The sequence below is a fragment of the Flavivirga aquatica genome, from assembly GCF_001747085.1.
Lineage (GTDB): Bacteria > Bacteroidota > Bacteroidia > Flavobacteriales > Flavobacteriaceae > Algibacter_C > Algibacter_C aquatica.
Window position 1 is genome coordinate 947,005 of sequence record NZ_MDJD01000054.1, and the last position, 21,328, is coordinate 968,332.

The 21,328-nt window shown below is 30.9% G+C and carries 19 protein-coding genes; 10 read left to right on the top strand and 9 right to left on the bottom strand.

The genetic code is table 11. The features are described 5' to 3' along the window. From cobM to cobW, 7 genes are read right to left on the bottom strand one after another with little or no spacing between them, the layout of a single operon-like run. Nucleotides 1–1,869 (bottom strand): precorrin-4 C(11)-methyltransferase, encoded by a 1,869-nt coding sequence (gene cobM, locus A8C32_RS18295; RefSeq protein ID WP_069831828.1) that lies wholly within the window; start codon nucleotides 1,867–1,869, stop codon nucleotides 1–3. 12 nt (nucleotides 1,870–1,881) lie between these two features. Then, nucleotides 1,882–3,063: a bifunctional cobalt-precorrin-7 (C(5))-methyltransferase/cobalt-precorrin-6B (C(15))-methyltransferase gene (locus tag A8C32_RS18300; protein ID WP_069831829.1), complete on the bottom strand. Its 1,182-nt coding sequence runs from the start codon at nucleotides 3,061–3,063 to the stop codon at nucleotides 1,882–1,884. 2 nt (nucleotides 3,064–3,065) lie between these two features. Beyond that, nucleotides 3,066–3,719 carry a 5,6-dimethylbenzimidazole synthase gene (gene bluB / locus A8C32_RS18305; RefSeq protein ID WP_069831830.1) on the bottom strand — a complete coding sequence of 218 codons (654 nt, stop codon included), beginning with the start codon at nucleotides 3,717–3,719 and terminating at the stop codon, nucleotides 3,066–3,068. Continuing rightward, nucleotides 3,719–5,089 (bottom strand): precorrin-3B C(17)-methyltransferase, encoded by a 1,371-nt coding sequence (gene cobJ / locus A8C32_RS18310; RefSeq protein WP_069831831.1) that lies wholly within the window; start codon nucleotides 5,087–5,089, stop codon nucleotides 3,719–3,721. The genes bluB and cobJ overlap by 1 nt, the downstream gene beginning before the upstream one ends. Then, a complete protein-coding gene (gene cobI / locus A8C32_RS18315) occupies nucleotides 5,082–5,789 on the bottom strand; it encodes a precorrin-2 C(20)-methyltransferase (RefSeq protein ID WP_165605865.1) in 708 nt (235 codons plus the stop codon). The genes cobJ and cobI overlap by 8 nt, the downstream gene beginning before the upstream one ends. 5 nt (nucleotides 5,790–5,794) lie before the next feature. After that, entirely contained in the window at nucleotides 5,795–6,379 is a 585-nt protein-coding gene (locus tag A8C32_RS18320) for a cob(I)yrinic acid a,c-diamide adenosyltransferase (RefSeq protein WP_069831833.1), read from the bottom strand. A gap of 9 nt (nucleotides 6,380–6,388) precedes the next feature. Then, nucleotides 6,389–7,477: a cobalamin biosynthesis protein CobW gene (gene cobW, locus A8C32_RS18325; RefSeq protein ID WP_069831834.1), complete on the bottom strand. Its 1,089-nt coding sequence runs from the start codon at nucleotides 7,475–7,477 to the stop codon at nucleotides 6,389–6,391. Between the two features lie 526 nt (nucleotides 7,478–8,003). On the opposite strand from cobW, the gene A8C32_RS18330 reads away from it, so the two are divergent. The 7 genes from A8C32_RS18330 to A8C32_RS18360 all read left to right on the top strand — a co-directional run bounded on the left by A8C32_RS18330 (nucleotide 8,004) and on the right by A8C32_RS18360 (nucleotide 14,777). Then, a complete protein-coding gene (locus tag A8C32_RS18330) occupies nucleotides 8,004–8,321 on the top strand; it encodes a hypothetical protein (protein WP_123803477.1) in 318 nt (105 codons plus the stop codon). A 238-nt stretch (nucleotides 8,322–8,559) separates the two neighbouring features. Continuing rightward, complete coding sequence (locus tag A8C32_RS18335) at nucleotides 8,560–8,922, top strand: hypothetical protein (RefSeq protein ID WP_069831836.1); 363 nt, start codon at nucleotides 8,560–8,562, stop codon at nucleotides 8,920–8,922. Nucleotides 8,923–10,257: 1,335 nt separating this feature from the next. Further along, nucleotides 10,258–10,794, top strand: a complete 537-nt coding sequence (locus A8C32_RS18340) for a hypothetical protein (protein WP_069831837.1) — start codon at nucleotides 10,258–10,260, stop codon at nucleotides 10,792–10,794. A 941-nt stretch (nucleotides 10,795–11,735) separates the two neighbouring features. After that, nucleotides 11,736–12,614, top strand: coding sequence for a nuclear transport factor 2 family protein (locus A8C32_RS18345; RefSeq protein ID WP_069831838.1), 879 nt, complete (start codon nucleotides 11,736–11,738; stop codon nucleotides 12,612–12,614). 72 nt (nucleotides 12,615–12,686) lie between these two features. After that, nucleotides 12,687–13,550: an MBL fold metallo-hydrolase gene (locus tag A8C32_RS18350; RefSeq protein WP_069831839.1), complete on the top strand. Its 864-nt coding sequence runs from the start codon at nucleotides 12,687–12,689 to the stop codon at nucleotides 13,548–13,550. A gap of 44 nt (nucleotides 13,551–13,594) precedes the next feature. Then, nucleotides 13,595–14,374: a DsbA family protein gene (locus A8C32_RS18355; RefSeq protein ID WP_123803479.1), complete on the top strand. Its 780-nt coding sequence runs from the start codon at nucleotides 13,595–13,597 to the stop codon at nucleotides 14,372–14,374. A gap of 4 nt (nucleotides 14,375–14,378) precedes the next feature. Beyond that, nucleotides 14,379–14,777: a DoxX family protein gene (locus A8C32_RS18360; RefSeq protein ID WP_069831841.1), complete on the top strand. Its 399-nt coding sequence runs from the start codon at nucleotides 14,379–14,381 to the stop codon at nucleotides 14,775–14,777. Between the two features lie 399 nt (nucleotides 14,778–15,176). On the opposite strand, the gene A8C32_RS20100 is transcribed toward A8C32_RS18360, so the two are convergent. After that, nucleotides 15,177–15,458 (bottom strand): transposase, encoded by a 282-nt coding sequence (locus A8C32_RS20100; RefSeq protein ID WP_083253422.1) that lies wholly within the window; start codon nucleotides 15,456–15,458, stop codon nucleotides 15,177–15,179. A gap of 572 nt (nucleotides 15,459–16,030) precedes the next feature. Here A8C32_RS20100 and A8C32_RS18370 point away from each other — a divergent pair. The 3 genes from A8C32_RS18370 to A8C32_RS20810 all read left to right on the top strand — a co-directional run bounded on the left by A8C32_RS18370 (nucleotide 16,031) and on the right by A8C32_RS20810 (nucleotide 20,886). Further along, a complete protein-coding gene (locus A8C32_RS18370; RefSeq protein WP_069831843.1) occupies nucleotides 16,031–19,903 on the top strand; it encodes a T9SS type A sorting domain-containing protein in 3,873 nt (1,290 codons plus the stop codon). Between the two features lie 608 nt (nucleotides 19,904–20,511). Beyond that, nucleotides 20,512–20,691: a hypothetical protein gene (locus A8C32_RS20435; protein ID WP_123803481.1), complete on the top strand. Its 180-nt coding sequence runs from the start codon at nucleotides 20,512–20,514 to the stop codon at nucleotides 20,689–20,691. A gap of 51 nt (nucleotides 20,692–20,742) precedes the next feature. Further along, nucleotides 20,743–20,886 (top strand): hypothetical protein, encoded by a 144-nt coding sequence (locus tag A8C32_RS20810; protein WP_165605866.1) that lies wholly within the window; start codon nucleotides 20,743–20,745, stop codon nucleotides 20,884–20,886. Between the two features lie 103 nt (nucleotides 20,887–20,989). On the opposite strand, the gene A8C32_RS18375 is transcribed toward A8C32_RS20810, so the two are convergent. Then, nucleotides 20,990–21,181, bottom strand: a complete 192-nt coding sequence (locus A8C32_RS18375; RefSeq protein ID WP_069831844.1) for a hypothetical protein — start codon at nucleotides 21,179–21,181, stop codon at nucleotides 20,990–20,992. Nucleotides 21,182–21,328: the final 147 nt, after the last annotated feature.

The window sequence follows — 21,328 nt, forward strand, 5'->3', positions numbered from 1 at the left end:
TTACTGTTTTTTTCCAAGGGGTTTAAACCCCTTGCTTTTTTTTCTAAAAATATGTTGCCATTTATCATCGTATAACCACGATCTATTTTTACGAGCTCCAACAGCTTCTCCAACTACAATTAACACGGTACGTGTTAATTTATTTTCTTTAATAATGGAGGTTAATTCTTTTAAAGTACCTGTCCAAACCTGTTCGTCTTCCCAACTTACTCGATATAAAACTGCCAAAGGCGTATCTTCTGGATAATGTTCTAATAATTCTGCTTGCGTTTTTTTAGCAATTCCTGCACTCAAGAAAATACACATTGTGGCTCTTAATTTTGCCATATCTGCTATATTCTCGTGCTTAGGTGTTGGTGTATTTCCTTCGCCTCTTGTTAAAATAATAGTTTGTGCTACTTCTGGAATTGTAAATTCCGATTTTAAATAGGCTGCTGCTGCTTGAAACGATGAAATTCCTGGTACAATATAATAATCGTATCCTTTTGCATCGAAAATTGTCATTTGCTCTTGTATAGCTCCATAAATTGATGGATCTCCAGAGTGTAAACGTACTATACTTTTTCCTTGTGCATAATATGTATCTATAATAGACATCTGCTCTTCTAACGTCATTGATGCCGAATTACGAACCAATGCGCCTTCTTTTGCCATATGGGTTAAGGCTTCTGGAACCAAACTACCCGCGTACAAGATACAATCTGCTTTTTCTAAAATAGTTTGTCCTTTTAGAGTTAATAATTCTGGATCTCCCGAACCTGCTCCAACAATAGCTATAATAGCTTTTCGTTTATAGCCTGACGATATCGATAAAGCATAAGTGAATTTCTTACCAGACAGTGTTATTACTTTTGTTTTTTCGACCAACCATTCTTGAATGCCACTTATTAAAACAGCTGAAGCTTCGGAAACACCATAAACACCAACTTTAGCTTTTACAATTTCTGATGGATTTGCTACTTCTACAGTATTTAACTCTTCTCCATTATAAGTTATAAATGGTATTTCATATTTTAAAGCAAAATCTAAATAGGCTTGTTCGTTAGCTTTAATATCTGCCGAACCTATAGCGTAAACACTTTCTATTGCTATGCCTTGTTTTATTAATTCTTCCTGAAGCCCCATTTCTAATAATGGAGGTTCAATAGCTTTAGCACAACCGCTTCCTAATGCTATACAAGGTGCATAAAAGGCTAAAGAAACTATGTTTACTTCTATATTCTCATAACCTACATATAGCAATAACTCATATTTACTCGTATCTACATCTTCTACTTTATAATAAATAGTAACAAAGTCTGGAACTGTTTTTTCTAAGATTTCCGTGCCTTTATCTGCTACTTTTAACACTAATGCTGTTGGCTTTCTATTTACAAATAGTGAAATCGCTTCATTAAAATTAGCATCCTTTTTTGTTTTCCAATTATATTGTTCTGCTAACGTATCTAAACTCCATATGTTTTGCAAATCACTAGAGGTAGAAATAACGGCTTGTGCTTGTAATATTCTACTAATTTGATTTGTTAAGTTATTTGCTTTACCAATATGTCCACTAAGTACAGATTGTACAAATTGTCCTTGATCGTCTATATTAATTACTGCTGGATCTGTTTTTTTGTCTTCAATATAGGTTGCTATACTGCGCACACAAATACCTAAAGCGCCTACAAAAAACCAAGCGTCATATTTTTGAAAAGAGAGTTTCATTAATTCATCTACAGAATCAATTTTCTTTCGATCTTTAGTTTCTTCTACTATTCGTGTTGTAAATAGTTTACTCCTATAAAATTCATTTTGTAACGTTTTAGCTATTTCTAACCCTTGATCTGTAAAACTAATTATCGCTACTTTTAACACGCGCTCTGCCATACTATCTACTTCTTAATTTTTTACTGCTTTTAATAACCGTATTGGGTTATGCAAATCTAAGCTTATATTTAAATCTTGTGTAATGGACCATCCCATGTTTTTACAACTTTCTATAAAAACGGTCTTACTTTTTTCTTGTACTGCGTTAATAACAATACGTGTTCCTAATGCTATTTGGTTATCTAATAATTGTAATAGTTCTTTTAATCGTCCTCCATGGCCGCCAATAAAAACAGCTTCTGGTTTTGTGTATTTTATAATGTCTTGTTCAAAAAAATCTCCAATAACCATTTCTATTCCTGGAACTCCAAACTGTTGTTGATTTTTTAATAGAATTGTTTCGCAAACTTCTCGCTTTTCAAACGCTATTATTTCTAAATCGGGATTTTTAAGCTTTGCTTCTATGCTTATTGATCCTGTACAAAACCCAATATCCCATAGTGTTTTTATTTGTAAAACATCTAATAAATGTAAGGTTGTTAACCTAATAGGCATTTTGGTTATCATATTTGGCCGCCCTTCCAGACCTATAAAGTCTGTATCTTTTATACCAAATTGTTGTTTACTGTCTGTTACTTTATGTAGCAAAATACAGTTTAAAGTATGGTACTTTTTTGTTACTGCTTCTTTTAAAGAGATTGTTTGGATAAGCTCATTTTTTCCTTCTAAATCTTCACCTATAGTTATCTTATAGTTATCGCAACCATAGCGCAATAATCGCTCTGCTATTGTTTTAGGGTTTTTTAAGCCATCTGTTAAAACGCCTATTAAAGGCAATTGTTTAATTAAAGCTGAATCTAAAGCTTTCCATGGTCGACCATGTACACTAACGGTTACAAGTTCGTTACTATTTGTATTTGTTTTATTAGTAAGTAATTGTATTGAACTAAAATAGGGTGCTGTATAAATTATTGCTTTCGGATATTTATTCTTTAACGTATTCGAAAAACCATAAAACAAGGGGTTTCCTGAAGCAAAAATAATTACAGGAACCTCAATTTTTTCATATGCATCGAAAACAGATTGCATAGGACTTGCAATAGGAATCCATTTAAAGTCTTTTGGCAAAAAAGGTTTAACCCATGTTAAATGTCGTTTTCCTCCACTAAAGTACTTGGTTTCCCGTATTAATTCTTGTTGAATTACGGTAAACTTAGGTGCTTTATTACCTATACCTATTACATAAAAAGTCATTTTTAGTATTTTTCTTGTATTACTACATCTTCTTGTAGCTTTTTATAATCCCATTTCTTGATTTCAAGCTCGGGTTTATTATAAAACATGTCTGTATACCCAAAACACAAATAGCCTATTAATTCATTTTCTTTTGGGGCATTTAGTATAGACTTAACTTTATTGGGATCTAAAATACTTACCCAACCCATTCCTACATTAAGAGATCTTGCCATTAACCACATATTTTGTATGGCACACACCACACTGTACTTACCCATATTAGGCATACTTGTTTGCCCTAAAACTGGTGTGTTTTTAGGTTTATAAAAAACCGCCATATTTAATGGTGATTCTGTTATGCCTTCTAATTTTAATTTTATGTATTCTTTTTGCTTTTCATTAGAGAATTGCTTTACTGCTTTTTCTGTTTCTTCAGCAAATGTTTCTTTAATAGCTTGTTTTGTTACTTCATCTTTAATTAAAACAAATTCCCATGGCTGCGAAAAACCTACAGATGGTGCCGTTAATCCTGCTTGAATAATTTTATTTATTACTCCCTTGGGTATAGCTTCTTTTTTAAAATGATTACCACGAACATCTCTTCTATGCAACAGTACTTCTTCTAATAGTTGTTGTTCTTCTTCATAAAAAAAGCGTTGTTGGCTATGTGTCATTAATTTGTTAATTCTAATTTTTCTACTTCATCTAATGTAAATGCGGCATTAACTATTGCTGCTGCAAAATTACTCCCGCCTCTTTTTTCTTTTATAAGTGCATATGGTGTGTTGCTAAGCATTTTTAATCGCTCTTTAGACTCTATAACATTTATAAAACCAACAGGTGCGCCAATAACACCAGTTGGTTGTAATGTACCTTCATGAATTTGATCTACAATTTCTATCAAAGCTGTTGGTGCATTGCCTACTACAAATAAGGCTTCTGGATGTTTTTTTGCTGCCAACTTTATTCCTACTTGAGATCGTGTTAATCCTTCTTTTGTTGCTATTTCTAAGGCTTCTGGATCGTTTAATAAACATACTATTTGATTATTATACTTACCTGTAAATGCTTTTGTAATTCCTGCTTGTACCATGGTAACGTCTGTAACAATGGTTCCTCCTTTTTTTAAATAATCATGCCATTTTAATATGGCATTTTTTGAGGTTTCTAAATACTTAATATATTCGAAATCTCCCGATGTATGTATGCAACGTATTGCTGCCCATAAATGATCTTTATCTAAATTGTTTGGAGGTAAATTATTTGTTATTTCCTTAAAACTGGCTACTTGTATTTCTTGTCCTGTTACAGGTTTTCTGTCTAAATAACCTCTTGGTGTTATTAAGTTTTTTTTATATTTAAATGTTTGACTGTTTCCAATCATTACTACACTAAACATATCTACATCTTCTACATTTAAATCGCCTAATGTTATTATGGTTATTTGCTCTTCTTCTCTCCCTAATTGTTTACATATAGCTACTGGTGTATTGGCTGCTCTATGTTGTAAATAAATATCTTTTAATGCTTTTAATTGCCAATAGCGTTTTTTACTTCTTGGGTTATATAAACCGGTAACAAAATCGCCTATTGCTGCGGCTTTAATTCTTTTTTCTATGGTTGTCCAAGGTGTCATTAAATCAGACAACGAAATACAGCAAAAATCGTGTCCTAAAATAGCTCCTAATTTGCTTCCTGCTGTAATAAATGCAGAAATTCCTGGTACGGTTTCTACTTCTACATCCAGTTTATCTTCTGCTACTTTTTGGTATACTAAAGATGCCATGGCATAAATACTAGCGTCTCCAGAGCCTATTACTACTACATTTTCACCTTTTAAAGCGTATTCTACTGCTATTTCGGCTCTTTTTTCTTCTTCACTCAATTCTTTACCTATACATACGGCATTAGGATTGATAATATGCTGAATAAATTGAAAGTAATAATGGTATCCTATAATTACAGTAGCTTCTGCTACTGCTAATGAAGCCATGGGTATTATATATTTTTGATGTCCTGGACCTAAGCCTACAACTTTAATCATCTTTACGATTCTTTTTAATAATTAATAGCGAAAAATATGGTATTTCTCTTTTTGAAACTTCTTGTAAGTCTGTGGTTATAAATTCTTGGTCTGTACCTAAACGTTCACAATAATAACAGGTTAAGTTTTGCTGTATTAGTGCTTTTTCAAAATGTTGCCATCCAGATCGTATTTTCATTAATACCAAAGTATCAAAGTTTTTAAAATAGGTATTAATTTCTTCCATAGTATTTACTCTAGGAATAATTGCTATTTTATCGTTTAATAAGCTTAATGGTACTTGATGTTTTGCTGCACCTAGTGTAAACGAATTAATACCTGGAATTAAATTAACGGGTAAATTTAAGGTTTGTAATTCGTTTAGTATATACGAAAATGAAGCGTATAAACTTATATCGCCTTCGCAAACTACACATACTTTTTTTCCTTGGGCATATACTTTCTCTATCTGTTTTACTGTATTGGAATAGACTTCTTTGGCAGAAGTTCTATTATCAGACATTTCTAAATAAAAGCCAACAAGTTCTTTGTTTTCTAAATTATGGTATGCTAATAAAGGATATACGAAGCTTTTCTTTTTACCTTGATGCAATGAGCCTGGGTAAAAAATAACATCTGCTTCCTTTAATAAACGTAATCCTTTTAATGTTAGTAACTCTGGATCTCCTGGCCCTAGAGCTACACCGTGTATTGTTTGCAAAATACTTAACTCTTTTTCTTCTTCTTTTTATATAAGAATAATTGCCATTTTTCTTCGGGAACTCCTGTTTTATCCATTTCTGAACGAGACATTGTAAAGAATAAATCTGACATTCTATTAATGTATGCCATAATATATTCTTCTACACATTCTGGATCTTCCTGCATTAAAGTAACCAATGTACGTTCGCCTCTTCTTATTTGTGTTCTACACACATGACATAAGGCTGAAATTTCATTCCCTCCTGGTAAAATAAAGTAATCTGAAGGGGAACTTATATTTGCCTCCAACTCATCTAACCATTCCTCACAAAACGTAGCACCGTCTACAGGTTTTGGGTTTGGATTTTCTTTTTTAGAGTCTGATGGTCTTGCCAAATGCGACATCATATCCATCATATCTTTTTGTATACGATGTAAATTGGCTTGCCATTGGTGCTCATTTCCTAATTTAGCTCTTAACAAACCTATGGTAGAGTTTACCTCATCTAGAGTACCAATACATTCTATTCTTGCAGAGTTTTTATATTCTCGCTTACCTCCAAAAACACCAGTTTTACCTGTATCTCCTTTACGTGTGTATATTTTCATGAGCTTTAATTAAACAGAAACAGTTAATTTATTTTCTAACGCGTTAAGAATTTTACTTTCTTCTAATTCTTCTCCTATTATTACTAACCTTGTTGCTTTTAATTCGTTTTCGTTCCATTTTCTATCGAAATAATTTTCGAAACGACTGGCAACACCTTGCACTATCATACGCATTGGTTTTCCTGGTACATGTATGATACCTTTAACTCTATATATTTCGAATTCTGAAACTAGGGCTTCTAAAGCTTTTATCAATTCCTTTGGTGTATGTGGTGTTTCTACTGTTATAACAATAGAGTTTATAGTATCGTCATGATCGTGATCGTGATGATGATGATCTCCATCATGATCATGATGGTGGTGGTGATGTTCTTCATGGTGTGAATGTTTACTATCTACATAATCCTCTGATTTTGCATCGATACCTAGTAACACATCTACAGGAATATTTCCTTTTACGGCAGATACCATTTTAATTTGATTTCCTACTTTATTTTGAATAATAGTACTTACTTCATTAAATGATTTCTCGTCAATTAAATCGGCTTTTGTCATTATAATTAAATCGGCACATGATAATTGATCTTCAAATAATTCTTCTATAGAGGATTCATGATCTAAACTATCGTCTTCCAAACGTTGGTTTTGTACTTTTTCTCTATCGCAAATCTCTCCTGTTGCTTGTCCTACAGCATCTACTACTGTAATAACAGCATCTACAGTAATTTGTGGTTTTAAATCTGGCCAATTAAATGCTTTTATTAATGGTTTTGGTAAGGCTAAACCAGAGGTTTCTATAATAATATGGTCTATATCTTCCTTACGTTCCATAAGTTGTAACATGGTTGGTAAAAATTCTTCTTGAACCGTACAACATAAACACCCATTACTTAATTCTAAAATATTTTCTTCTTCACAACCACAATCGTTTCCTTTTAATATTTCACCATCCATTCCTAACTCTCCAAACTCGTTTACTATAATTGCTAAACGTCTTCCATTTGCATTTTTTGCTATTTGGTGTATTAATGTTGTTTTTCCAGATCCTAAAAAACCAGTGATTATAGTTACGGGTATCTTTTGTGTATGAATTGCCATTCTCTTTTAATTTTTAATCAAAAATAGGGTTTTTATATCTTTATTATGGACACAAAAAAACATTTAGTACAGAAAGCAGATTGTAGTTTTTTATTGTTTGTTTTATGCTTGTTTTAGGAAAGGAATAATACAAGTAACTGATTACTGGACTTGCAATAAAAAACTGACAACTAATTGCGAGATTTAAGTTGCTACATTTCGGTTATATATTTCAGTTTCAATTTATACCCTAAAGTAGAGTGTATTTTTCTTTTATTGCACCAAGCTTTAATCCAACTAAAGGTTTGCAATTCAGATTTTTATCTGTAATTGTATTTGTGTTTATACACCCATTCTGTTTTTAAGCTTTTAAAGAAGGATTCTGCTACAGCATTATCCCAACAGTTAAATTATCTGATGTTTTTAATGATTTTTCTAAGCTTTATTGTCTGTCTAGTTTGATATTATGCCCATATTCCAAATCTATAAATAACAACTAGATCGGGTTTTTTCTATATCAAAAATATGGGATTAAGTGAAGAGTTCTTTGAAGATTTCATTAAAAACATCAGGTAATTTTTATAATTCAAGTCTGGAAGAAAGGCGTAAAATGGTTTGCGATGAACTTCCTTTAATAGGTTATACAGAATTGAATGAAGAAAGTACTGCAATTGCTTTAAAGACTAAAATAACGCCAGATATGTGCATGAAATATACTTGGACAAAAGATAATGTGTATCCAAACGAACGGTTTAACAAGCTGTGGAAAGCTTATCAGGAAAAAGTCTCAGAACTTGCTAAAAAAATCATCACTTTGATTCGATTTGTATTAAATGAGGAAAAATCATTTCCAAGGATTAGTTGAAAAAGATAGTGATATCAGTTTCACCGATTTTCTTCGAAATATGTCTGTCATGTATTGCAACAAAAATTAGGTATTCAATTCTTGATCTTATTATTTAACCCGCAAACCTATAATATGAAAGAAATTTTCCTAAGTGAATTACTCTTTAATCGAAATTTAAAAAAAAGGAGTTGGCTCTTCTACCAATGAATTTGAATTTAATGGTAATAGCGTTGACCTTTCCCAGAAACTTGATAAAATGCATTATGAATCATGGGTTAATCTAAAAAATGTTGCCGAAATAAAGAGAAAGTGTACTCAAATTGATATTCAAAAATTGGTTGATTACAACACTGTCACGCATTCTCAATATATCGATTTAAATACAACTTTAAATGTTACTGATTTAGGTAAGGGTTACGTTAAATTTAATAATACCTATCAACAGTTGGTATTGGAAGCCAATCAACTGGGGTATTACGCAAACAATATGTCTACCATGCGTGTTTATCATATTTTTCCTGACATTGTAGAACAGGTTTTGAACCGAGAAACTTCAACTATTTGGTATTGGCAAAATTTAAAATCGAAAGAGTCAATGAATTTTTTGCAAAGCGTGTAGCCTTCACTTTATTTTCAACTGAGCACTAATCATTAAATATTGTAATTATTGAAGGAGTATATCTGGTGCCTAGAGTAACTACTTTAGTTTGTACATTTTTTAGAACCTATATAATTATTGATTTAGTAGATAGAAAATTAGCTGAACAGTCATTAAGTAAAGATATAACTGCAGAAAAACATTGGATTGTCCTTCTTTAGGTTAATCCAATGTTTTACGTAAACAATCTATTTGAAGGTTCTTAGAGTACAATTTAGAAAGATACTTTTAAAGATAAACATGAGTTTTTTTTTATTCGTGTGTATAAAACATTTCATAACAATTAAAATGCTAAGATTCTTTGTTCTTTAAAAAGTCTTTTAATAGGCCTCTTATATATCAACTTATCCTCCTCGATATTTCGAATCAATTTGTTTGTTTCATCAGATGCAAAGGAAGCATAATTAATTTCAATTAGTCACAGATTATTATTTTATATAACACTCTTTTTAAGCCGATTATAGCGTTTTATTTGAAAAATACGTGCTTACTCTTTATCATTTACCCCTTCGATAGCTTTTCTTTTTCTAAAAAACTCAATAACTAATTTCAGGTCTTCATAATAGGCATCAAAAGGGAGTTTTGTTCTTCCTTTTCCTCATTTGTATAGGTTTTCTACTAAGGTACGAACGTATGCTTTCGAGAGGCTTTAGCTCTAATAATTCATCACATAAATTCACCAAGTAAAACTCGTCGCTATTTTGAATATTAAGGAGACCTTATTCCTTTTCTATCAAACATATTAATATCGTGCATTAGCTTTTCAAGAATTCCTACAAACTTCCATCCGTGGTCGGTTGGGTAATAGTAATGTGGACTAATAAAACAGAGGCATATTAACTACAGAACTAATTAAATCAATTACAAGGTATCAATTATATATAAATCTATTTTATGAAAATTTTTAAAGTTAAAAGGGTATAATTGATCCTGTGAAAATTGCATTTAACAATAGTAATAGTGTACAACAAACTCAAAATGAATTATCTCATACACCTAAGAAAATAACAATTTTAATCTCAAAAGAATTTGATTTTTTATTTGAAGTTTCAAGATCTGTCTCAGTTGAAAAAGTTTCTTTACAATTAAGCTGAAGAGAATGGTCAATATATATAATCTTGATAAAATATACCCTACAGGTCGTGATTCTCATTTTAAAATCTTAATCAAAAACTTAGATTTTTAGAAGATTGAAAAAAATAAATATTTTTTCATCAATAAAGGGTAGGGTAAAGTGAAAGTGAAACGTTTTAGATAAGTAAACTCTTAAAAACTTTAAAATAAAAACTTTACAAAATGAAAAAATTAAATTTATTATTCAGTACGCTTATCGCTTTATTAGTATTTACCGCTTGTGAAAAGGACAATGAAGCATTGTCTGATACTTCATCTAATATAGATAAAATTGATAATTCAGCATCTATATCTTCCAGTAAGTCATCAGGTTTTATTACAAATGAAAACGCATCATCAATTATTGATTTGTTAACAAGTAATAATGGAGCTGCTTGGAACATTGTGTCGTTTAACGGTGACACTACGCTTTTAGAAGGAACAAGTCTTTCTTTTGAATTATCTCAATTTTCTGCAACCGGTTTAGATGTAGATGTAACTCTAACTAATGATAATGGAACAGTTAATGGAGGAAGAATGAATATTCCAGCTTTTTTCTCTGATATTAACAGTCCTGCTCAATTAATCTCTTTCATTCAGGTAGCTGAAGTTTCACCTTATTTATCTGGTCTTTTTAATGTTTCTTCTCAATCTAATGAGTCTAAACTTATTCTTAGCGGGATTTTCGGAGGACAAGAAATAATTTTAGAAAGATCTTAGTTTAGGTCTTTTCTTTTAGAAAAAGATTTGCTCTATAAATTGGCATTTAAAAATCTTGATTAAATAGAGATAAATTAATAATTAATAACAAAAAAAAAGAGTCTACTAAAAAAGAGGCTGTCTAAAAAAAATACTTAGGCAGTCTTTTTTATTGGTTTTAAAATTAGTTAAAACTATACGCTTTAGTGGATTTTGCTTTTAGCGTTTAAAAATATTATCTTCATAGTATGCCCCATGATCAGTGCTCAAATAATCATAAGATAAGTTGGTTAATCGTTCATATTGTTTTGGAGTATAGAATATAGATATTCAGTACTTATACTACAAGTGATATTAAACATTTTTGTCACAAAATTTTCAAACAAGTTTGTAAAGCAGAAGACACTTATTTCTAAAAGAAGTAACTTGAGTGAATCATATGCATATTGAATATAGTCCCTGATCGAGTATAATTGATATTGTAAAGAAGCTAAAAGGCAAAAATTCTAAAATTCAACAAGACCATTTTAGAGCTAAACAAAAAGTACTGGAGAAGTCATTTTTCAGCTATTAATTATGGATGCTGGAGTATAGGAAATATCACCAATGAATAGTATAAGAGTATTTGGAACATCATAGAAAAGAAGATGATGACAAAAGTAATTTTATATTAGAATGACTTTTAGTCATTAAAAAACTATGAGCTTCCAAGTATGGGCTGGCTTAGTTTAAATCAATAAAACCCCATGATTCACAATTAACTTGTTTTCAGAATAGTACCTTACAAGGAACGTTTTTTTTATAAAATAACGTAGAAATTGCACAGGATTTCGCATGAGTTTATGAATAATAATTAGACTTAAAATAGCCACTCGAAAGTAAAATTTTTGTTTTTTTTTGAACTAGTTCAATGTTTTTGATTAGTTATTGCTAGAATTTTGTATCAACAAAAAACATTTAAAATGAAAAATTTAAAATCACTAATTATTTTAACTAGTATTGTATTCGGATTGGTGTCATGTAATAATGGTGATGACGTACCTAACAATAATAAAGAAGAAATTAACAAGCGTATCGTTTTAGAAGCTATTAAAAAAGTTTTTGACGGACAAAATCTTACGCTTGTAAATAAGTATTATGCTAATGGATATATACAGCACAATCCAACAATTGCAGATGGAAAGGCTGGATTAGTTGCTACTCTACAGAACTTCATAAATAATGGTATTAGTATTGAACGTGATCTTTCTCGCGTAGTAGCACAAGGGGATCGTGTTTTTATTCATTCAAGAGTTAAGTTTATCCAGAATGAAGCTATAATTAATGCCGTCATTATTGGAGACATTTTTAGAATTGAAAACGAAAAAATTAAAGAACATTGGGATGTTATCCAACAAGAACCCAACCCATCAGTTTCAGCAGCGAATGGAAACACTATGATAGATGGAGCAGGAAACCCAGATTATAATATTTCTGAAACAGATTTAAATAGAAATATAAATACTGCTTCTAGTATAATGAACAAAGTTTTAGGAGATGGACAATTAAATTTGGTTCCTACACTTTTCCAAGAGCCTTATATACAACATAACCCAAATATACCTAATGGCACAGATGCACTAGTAAATTTCTTAACTAATAATGGCCCTTTAAATCTAGAAACAAAACAAATAATTGCAGAAGGAGATTTAGTGGTAACATTTAATCATATTATGTCTTTTAACAATGCCAATATAGATATGTTTCGCCTTAATGAAGAAGGAAAAGCCAATGAACACTGGGATATCATTCAATCTATTCCATCAGAAGATGATTTTGCTCACGACAACGGTTTTTTTTAAGAGTACAAATTTATTAAACAAATTATATATTATAAATGCAAATACTTTTGCCATAGTATCAAAACAAAAATCATGAAAGCAATACAACATTTAACAATAATTTCTATCACATTAATCGCAACAATTATGAACTCACAAGAATTAAATCTTAAAATATTTAGAGCAGAAGCTGATAGTTTTCATGTAGCTTCTGTAATCATAGAAGGTGAAAAAGAAGCTGTTTTAATTGACGCTCAGTTTACTTTAGCTAATGCCTATAGAGTTCTGGCTAATTTAAAAGAAGGTGGTAAATCACTCAAAACCATATACATTAGTCATGGTGATCCAGATTATTATTTTGGATTGGAAGTAATAACTCAAGCTTTTCCAGATGCTATAGTTTATGCAACAGAACAAACAGTTAAACATATCAAACATACCTATCAAAAAAAGTTAAGTGTATGGGGACCAAAACTTGGCAGTAATGGAACCAAAAATGTTACCATTCCTAGAATTATTGAAGGAAGCTCTATTGAATTAGAAGGAAAGAAAATAGAAATAAGAGGGCTTGAAGGTAAGTCTGCTAAACGTTCATATTTATGGATTCCCTCTTTAAAAGCAATAGTCGGCGGTGTAAATGTTTATAATAATTTACATTTATGGATAGCCGATGCAGGTTCAACTCAAGAAAGAAATGATTGGATTAATATTCTAACGGAAATGGAAAAATTACAACCTAAAACTGTAATTCCTGCGCACGCACTTACAGATGAAAACAATACCATAGAAGCCATCACATTTTCTAAAAAGTATTTACAAGCGTATCAAGCAACAGATGCTAAAACAAAAAATTCTGAAGAATTAATAGACTCTATGAAAGCATTATACCCAAATGCACAACTAGACATAGCGTTACAATTAGGAGCAAAAGTAGCAAAAGGGGAAATGAAATGGTAATCAAAAAAGTAATTGCAATACTCAGCTTGTCTACAATCATATTAATGAGTTGTTTAAGCACTGATACGCAAATGATCAATTTAGAAAAAGTAAAGAGTACGCACAAAGAGAAAAATTCAGTTGAGAATAGTGAAAATCTAAAAAAGTTTGTCGATAGCAAGCCTGTTATTGATGCTATGAAAATGAATAAAATGAAAAAGTTAATTTATGTAATGGATCCACACTGTGGATGGTGCTACGGAAATAGTAAAAATATAGAAACGGTAGCAGAGCAATTTAAAGATAAGCTAAACATACAGTTGATGGTTGGTGGAATGTGGTTAGAAGGAAATGCCCCTAATGGAGGAGAGGAGTTTAGTCGTTTTATTGCAAAACATTCTCCTCAAATGGAAGCTACTACTGGTGCGTTTGTAAGCTCAATTTTTTTTGAATTAACAAAGGATAGCACTTATACCTTTAGTAGTCTAGAACCTTGCTGTGCTATAAATTTGGTAAAGGAGCTTAAACCAAATATGGCAATTACTTTTGCCAAAGAAGTTCAAAAAGCCATTTTCGCAGAAGGTAAGCGATTAGATAATATAGAAACTTATCTACCTATCATTAAAGGTCTAAATATTAATGCAAAACAATTTCAATTGCGCTGGATGAAAGACGACAATCTTTCTAAAACAAAGGAAGAATTTGATTATACGAAACAATTAGTCAATGGATTTCCTACGCTTTTATTGTATGATGAAAATCAAATTCAAATTATCGCTTCAGGCTATTTTAACACTAAACAAATTATAGAGAAAATAAAAAATTTAACAACTATAAAAAACTAGAAATATGAACAAAAATAACGATTTAGGATTATTGATTATTCGCCTTTCAATTGGTATACTCATGTTATTACATGGTATAGCTAAACTAAAAGGCGTATCATTTATTGAGGGTATGCTATCAGATAAAGGACTACCATCATTTTTAGCATATGGAGTTTATGTTACAGAGATTATTGCGCCTATATCAATAATTGTAGGTTACAGAACTCGCTTAGCAGGATTTTTATTAGCTTTTGGAGTATTATTCGCAATGTTATTAGTACACTCATCTGATATAGTGTCTTTAAACCAGCATGGAGGTTGGGGTGTAGAACTTTTAGGCTTATACTTGTTTGGAGTTGTTGCGTTATTTTTTACTGGCTCTGGGAAATATGCTATTTCTTCAACTCATAAGTGGGATTAATTAACTTTATCGAATATCCATCCCTTATCTGAACTTGAATAAGAAATGGTTTTATAGGCATAGAGGGTTCTTCAACTTAGTATTTCATCTGAAGAATTATGTGTTTAAACAAAAAAACGGCGTTCCCATCCTACGGGAATCGCCGTTCTATCCTACACCATATGTCATAATCAAGAGAATTTTACTGACAAAGGTATTTAAAGTCGTTAATATCTTTAAACTAAGTGTATTTAGGTTTTCATTCATACTGAAATTATGTAGGCTCGCTCCTCTTGGGCTTTTCAATAAAACTTTGTCTTTTAACAGTTCTTTGAATCGATCTAAAACTCTATCTGTACTAGGGAACCTTTAGAAAACAATTAACTTTTAAATGGTGATGAAAATTCCCTTCTAAACCTTCTATGCAATCACCTCAATTATTTGATGGGATTCCAATTGTCTGTTAATCTCTTTAAATAACGGCTTATAAGAATTCGCATTAGTCATGATACTTCTAAAGCGACTTAGGGTACTATAGTCTGCTGCCACCTGATCAATATGTAATCTACAAAAGTAACTAAAGGAAATACTGTCGTTTACCCGATCCTCTACTTCATAATAACTTAAACCATACCAAGTTTGTAATAAACTCATTTTTAAAAGTAATAATCCACTATAACTAAGCTGACCTTGCAGTTTCACCTTATGTCTAATGTTTTTTAAAAACCGATATAATGGGATTCCAATCTATTAAGGTGTTAATTTGAGTAAAAAAAGTACACTTTATTATGCGGGAACGTATATCGCATATGCTATCTGTTAAAGTCAGATGTTTTTGTAATTCCATAATAGTAAGCTACGAAATTTTTAGATATTCCCCCACCTCTTTTCCCACTAATTGTTTTATACGAGTTAAAAGGATTAATTTTTATCAAATTCTTAACAACTATCGCATCACTGTTTTCTTTTTTTAATAAATAATTCACTAAGTATTTCATTTAGTGAAGTAAAACGATTTTCTATACTGAAATAAAACCAAAACAATTATAAATCATCATTAAACAGAAAATATCGAAAAAAAGTCTTGATGGAGTAGGGTAATATTTTTCTGAATCGTTATACTATAAAATACCTATGAATTATATTTAAGTATATGAGTGTTTTTATTATGTCTATCCCCCAAAAAGCAAAAAAGGATAATTACAGTTTAAACATTTTTTCTTATCCCAAATTCACTTGAAACGAATTAATTTTATCTTAAATTCCTAAAAATCATGAAACTATCATTAATTAACTATTTCTACAAACAATTCCTAAGGACTAATTTGTTTATTGATTTAACTAAAGGTCTATTAAAACATAAACAAATATTAGGGTTATTTCTTATTTGTTTTTTTATTCAACCATTTGTATACGGACAAACTAAACCTGTTAATAACATGCCTATAGGGCATCAATTATATAAAAGTTTAAAACTAAAAAGTAAACAAAACCAAAAAAACGATAAAACAGCATCTCAGATTGATAAATTTTCACAAAGATTATTTTATGAGTTTGATCACACTTGTAACCCTATAACCCGTGAAGTTCCTAAAGATATTCATAAAAAGGAAGAGAAATTTGTTCAGAGCAAAAAATCTATGACATACTCTGGTCTTACTAACAAAAAAGCTATATCCAAATGGACAAATAGAGGACCATATAATATTGGAGGGCGTACTCGCGCATTAGCAATAGATATATCAAATGAAAACATCATACTTGCCGGTGGAGTATCTGGGGGTTTATGGCGCACGGAAGATGGTGGTAAAAATTGGAATAGAGTAACTCGAAAATTTCAAAACCCAAGTATTACTGCTATTGTTCAAGATTCTAGACCAGGTTATCAACATATTTGGTATTATGGAGGAGGAGAAAAATCTGGAAATTCAGCATCAGTAGATCCTTTAAACTTTCAGGGTATTTATACAGGGGCTGGAATATATAAATCACAAGATAATGGGCGCACATGGGAATTACTACCTTCAACAGTTGATAATTTAGTTGGTACCATTTCCACTTTTGACATAGTAAATAGCATGGTTGTAAATCCAATAAATGGAGATCTATATGTGGCGACCTTCAATAGTATTCAACGATCTCAAGATGGTGGTAAAACTTTTCAAGAAGTATTCTCAGATGGAATTGATTACAGCACTGAAATCGCTGTAACGTCTAAAGGGAAATTTTATATATCCTCTGCAAAAAGAATAAATTCGTTTCTTTATACAAACATGGTATATACATCTGATAATGGCACTAATTGGTCTCCAATAACTGAAAATTTACCATTAATTAATAATGCAATTAGAACAATTTTCGCTATAAACCCATCAAATGAAGATGAAGTTTATTTTTTCTCAGCTGGTACATTTTTTAATTCTTTATATAGATACAATGCATTCGATCAAACTTTTGTTGATCTTACTGACAAGACACCTATTTCTTTTTCTTATGGATCCATTGACGGGTTAATTACGCAAGGTGGCTATAATATGGTAATAGCTGTACATCCTAAAAATCCTGATTTTATTATTATAGGAGGGACTAATCTATTTAGAACCATAGACGGTTTTAAAACGAATCTAATGAATACCCCAAACCATTGGATAGGAGGATATTCTCCGCTTAATGATGTTTCTATTTATCCAAATAACCATCCAGATAATCACTCTATTAAGTTTTTTCCTTCTAACCCCAATAAAGTACTAAATGCTAATGATGGAGGCGTTTTTATTACTGAAGATATTACATCTAGTAATTCTTTTGAAGAACCTGTAAAGTGGGGTTCTTTAAATAATGGATATATTACAACCCAACCATATGCTATATCCTTTGATCCGACATCCAAAAATGAAGATTTACTCGCAGGTTTTCAAGATAATGGGTCTTGGTTTACAGATCAATCAAATATTGATGCAGTCTGGAAAGAACAATTTAGTGGAGATGGTTCTTATTCTGCTTTTGCAGATAATGGACGAACCCGTTATATCTCATCACAATTTGGGAATATCTTACGTTTTAATCTTGATGATAACGGTAATACTGAATCAATAGCTTTTGTACAACCAGCAGGTCTGGGCCCGCGCTCTTTTAGCTTTATCAATCCTTTTGTTCTGGATCCTAATAATGATAACGTAATCTATTTGCCTGCCAAACGTAAATTATTTAGAAATAGTAATCTTGATGAATTACCAACAGCTAGTGAGATTTATGACCTAAAACCTTCTGAGATTAATTGGTCGCAAATAGCCGAAGTTGAAGAATCTATAACAGATCAGTTTGGAAGAGAACTTAATGTAATTACTGCAATTGATGTTGCTACCTTTCCAGAAGCAAACAAAGTGTATTATGGTACTGGTCAAGGCCAAGTTTTTAGATTGGATTTCGCAGATTTAACATCCAGTAAACCTGTTGATATTTTTACAGGGAAAGGCTTACCTGAAAAGAGTTACCTGAGCAGTATACATGTAGATCCAAATGATTCAGACAGGGTAGTGATTTCTTTCTCTAATTACAATATCCCTAGTATTTTTTATACAAAAGATGCTGGAGAAACTTGGATCGATATTAGTGGTAATTTAGAAGAAAAGAGAGATGGAACTGGTAATGGCCCTTCCGTTCGATGGGTTTCTTTTTTAGGAAACAAAGATGGAATTTTAGCAGGTACTAGTTCAGGCTTGTATTATAGTGATAGAATTAATGAAAAAAATACTGTTTGGAGATTAGAAAACAACCAGATAGGAAATGGTGTGGTAGTTCAGGTAAGAACTAGACAAGATGGGTTTGCAGCAGTTGCTGTTCACGGAAATGGAGTGTTTAGTAAAAAATTTGATGTCACACCTCCTTCAGGCAAAAACACTCTATTTGTTAATAAAAAACCAGAAAACATAGAATTGCCTACACAAGAAACACCAGAATTTATAACTTTAGACCTTAGTGAAGTCTTTAAAGAAGAGCAAGGTAATAATATTGATATTACAATTGAAAACTTAGATAAAAATGGTGACTTTATCAGACATGAATTTTTCAATAATCAATTAGATATTTATTTCCCAAAGGCAAATAGTGATATTCCAAATATAGATAAAGAAGGAGAGAGTATTATAAGATTAATAGCTACTTCTGGTATTCAGAAAGTAGCTACAGAAATTAAAATAAAGGTATTTTATAAACCTTTATTAGATCGATTCGATCCAGATAAAAGAACTATTAATTTAGCACGACCTTCTACACAAGCAGAAGCTACGAGTTTTACTAATTCAGAACCTATATCTGTAGAAGTTGCAGATATATTTAATGTTCCTAAAGGAGAATCTTGGTCTATAGAAAGAATGAAAATAATAGGAAAAACTACATCATTTTCTAGCTTCTCTACTCCTGGAAATCGTGCCAGAGTAAGAATATATAAAGACGATAATGGTCGTCCAGGAGAACAAATTGCTGACATATTGGATGTATTGATTAAAAACCCTTTGATTTTTTCTTTAGATACATCAGAATTAGATTTTTTCTTCCCAAGTATAGTCGAATTAAAAGAAGGAAAATATTGGATTTCTTTTGCCAGATTAGATGAGATATATAATCGTAATAATGTTTCTTGGCAATTACAGATTAGATTAGCAGAAAATCCAGAATTTGTTAATGAGATAGAAGCTGATTTTGAAAACAAACCCAATCCACATGTTCGAGTAGTAGAAGGAAAACTTTCGTCATTTACTGGGATAACTAAAGAGTGGAAGGCTTTTGAAAATGTACCAAATTCTAATTTCTTCCCTAATGATGGAAAGTCATATAAAGCACAATTAGTATTTTCTTTATTTGGAGAAGTAAAAGACTTAAATAGTGTTGAAAAACCAGTGGATAGAAAAGTTTCTATTATACCAAATCCTACAAATGGGAGATTTAAACTTGATTTTGATCACAAGTTAAACGAGAATGTTTTGATTAGAATAATTAACATGACAGACAACGAGGTTTTTAGAAAGAAATTTGATAGTAAAGAACGTAATTACGAAATTGATTGTTCTAGTTTAGAACCTGGAATTTATGTGGTGGTTGTAAAAGGAAAAACAATAGAAAAGAGAATGAAAATGGTTTATTACTAAAACCATTTAAATTTAAAATCTTATACAATGACTAAATATTGTAAAACAGATAAACAAAGTTAAAGGTAATGTTGGCAGATATATATTAGAAGTCTCTCACTCTTTGAAGAATGATGCTCCACGAATATCCCAAACTTCCTAAGAATAAAAAATTATAACAAAAAAGGCCGCCTGAAAAGTATTAGGCTGTCTTTTTTGTTTTGATATATGTTCTGTTTTTTAGATTTTAAAATGAGAAAATTATTGACTCTTAGCTCGTTAATTAGACATTCCTTAAAATTACACTATTTATCATCTAATCCCACAACTTTTTGACTTGATCCATTATAGCAAGGGATTTAAGAGGTGATAAAAGAAAAAAGTCAGAAAAAATGCTGACTTTTCTTCTTTAGTAGCGGGAACTGGACTCGAACCAGTGACCTTCGAGTCACAAGAATAATCACTCAAAATTATATTTTAAAGCATTGATGATTAATTTTTATACCTAAGAAATTAGGGACTCCTTATCCTAAGTTAAAAAATATCGCGTTTTATAGTTTATAATAATCATAAATAACTATTTCCGTGCTCAAAAAAAACATGTTATAAAAAAAATTTACACTATATTTTTGTCAATTTTTTTATACCAACTCAGTTTTTCTCAAATTACACATGTATTAAATATTAATGACGGTGCATCAAGTTCAAATCCCTCGTCGATGATTATTTTTAACGGAAAAACTTATTTCGGAGCAGATGATGGAAGTGGTGTTAATTCTGGTGGAACAGATTTTGGAAAAGAATTATGAACCTCAGATGAAACTGTATCAGGAACAGTAAAATAGATCTTTTTCCTAGGATTGGAGAAGCCGTACAATGCCACTATTGGGAATGAATTATATGAATATAATCCAGCAACAGATTTTTTTTCGTTGGTAAAAGATATTGATTTAGGTGCTGGAGATTCTAGTATTAGTTGGTTAACCACTCTAGGTACAAAATAGTACAGATTTAAAATGTAGTTTTCCAGCAATTGAAACAGAATCCTCTGTACTATGTTCTCTATTTTTAAACATATTTATAGTATGTATTTTTAATATACTATCATTAATAATAATTCCACTCATAACTAATCCCTACTATAATAAGTTCAGAATTAATAGATTCAATTTCAAATCGAGAGTCTGATAATTTAAGATTAAATATTTTATTATCTATAAACCTTTCAAACAACTCATTAAAATTTGTACCTGTATTTTTTAAATAGAATTTTAGATATTCCCCCACTTCTTTTCCCACTAATTGTTTTATACGAGTTAAAAGGATTAATTTTTATCAAATTCTTAACAACTATCGCATCACTGTTTTCTTTTTTTAATAAATAATTCACTAAGTATTTCATTTAGTGAAGTAAAACGATTTTCTATACTGAAATAAAACCAAAAC

Excerpts from the sequence above, each read along its gene's own strand:
- cobM (WP_069831828.1), bottom strand. The coding sequence starts at position 1,869 with ATGGCAGAGCGCGTGTTAAAAGTAGCGATAATTAGTTTTACAGATCAA.
- A8C32_RS18300 (WP_069831829.1), bottom strand. The coding sequence starts at position 3,063 with ATGACTTTTTATGTAATAGGTATAGGTAATAAAGCACCTAAGTTTACC.
- bluB (WP_069831830.1), bottom strand. The coding sequence starts at position 3,719 with ATGACACATAGCCAACAACGCTTTTTTTATGAAGAAGAACAACAACTA.
- cobJ (WP_069831831.1), bottom strand. The coding sequence starts at position 5,089 with ATGATTAAAGTTGTAGGCTTAGGTCCAGGACATCAAAAATATATAATA.
- A8C32_RS18320 (WP_069831833.1), bottom strand. The coding sequence starts at position 6,379 with ATGAAAATATACACACGTAAAGGAGATACAGGTAAAACTGGTGTTTTT.
- cobW (WP_069831834.1), bottom strand. The coding sequence starts at position 7,477 with ATGGCAATTCATACACAAAAGATACCCGTAACTATAATCACTGGTTTT.
- A8C32_RS18335 (WP_069831836.1), top strand. The coding sequence starts at position 8,560 with ATGCATTATGAATCATGGGTTAATCTAAAAAATGTTGCCGAAATAAAG.
- A8C32_RS18340 (WP_069831837.1), top strand. The coding sequence starts at position 10,258 with ATGAAAAAATTAAATTTATTATTCAGTACGCTTATCGCTTTATTAGTA.
- A8C32_RS18345 (WP_069831838.1), top strand. The coding sequence starts at position 11,736 with ATGAAAAATTTAAAATCACTAATTATTTTAACTAGTATTGTATTCGGA.
- A8C32_RS18350 (WP_069831839.1), top strand. The coding sequence starts at position 12,687 with ATGAAAGCAATACAACATTTAACAATAATTTCTATCACATTAATCGCA.
- A8C32_RS18355 (WP_123803479.1), top strand. The coding sequence starts at position 13,595 with ATGAGTTGTTTAAGCACTGATACGCAAATGATCAATTTAGAAAAAGTA.
- A8C32_RS18360 (WP_069831841.1), top strand. The coding sequence starts at position 14,379 with ATGAACAAAAATAACGATTTAGGATTATTGATTATTCGCCTTTCAATT.
- A8C32_RS18370 (WP_069831843.1), top strand. The coding sequence starts at position 16,031 with ATGAAACTATCATTAATTAACTATTTCTACAAACAATTCCTAAGGACT.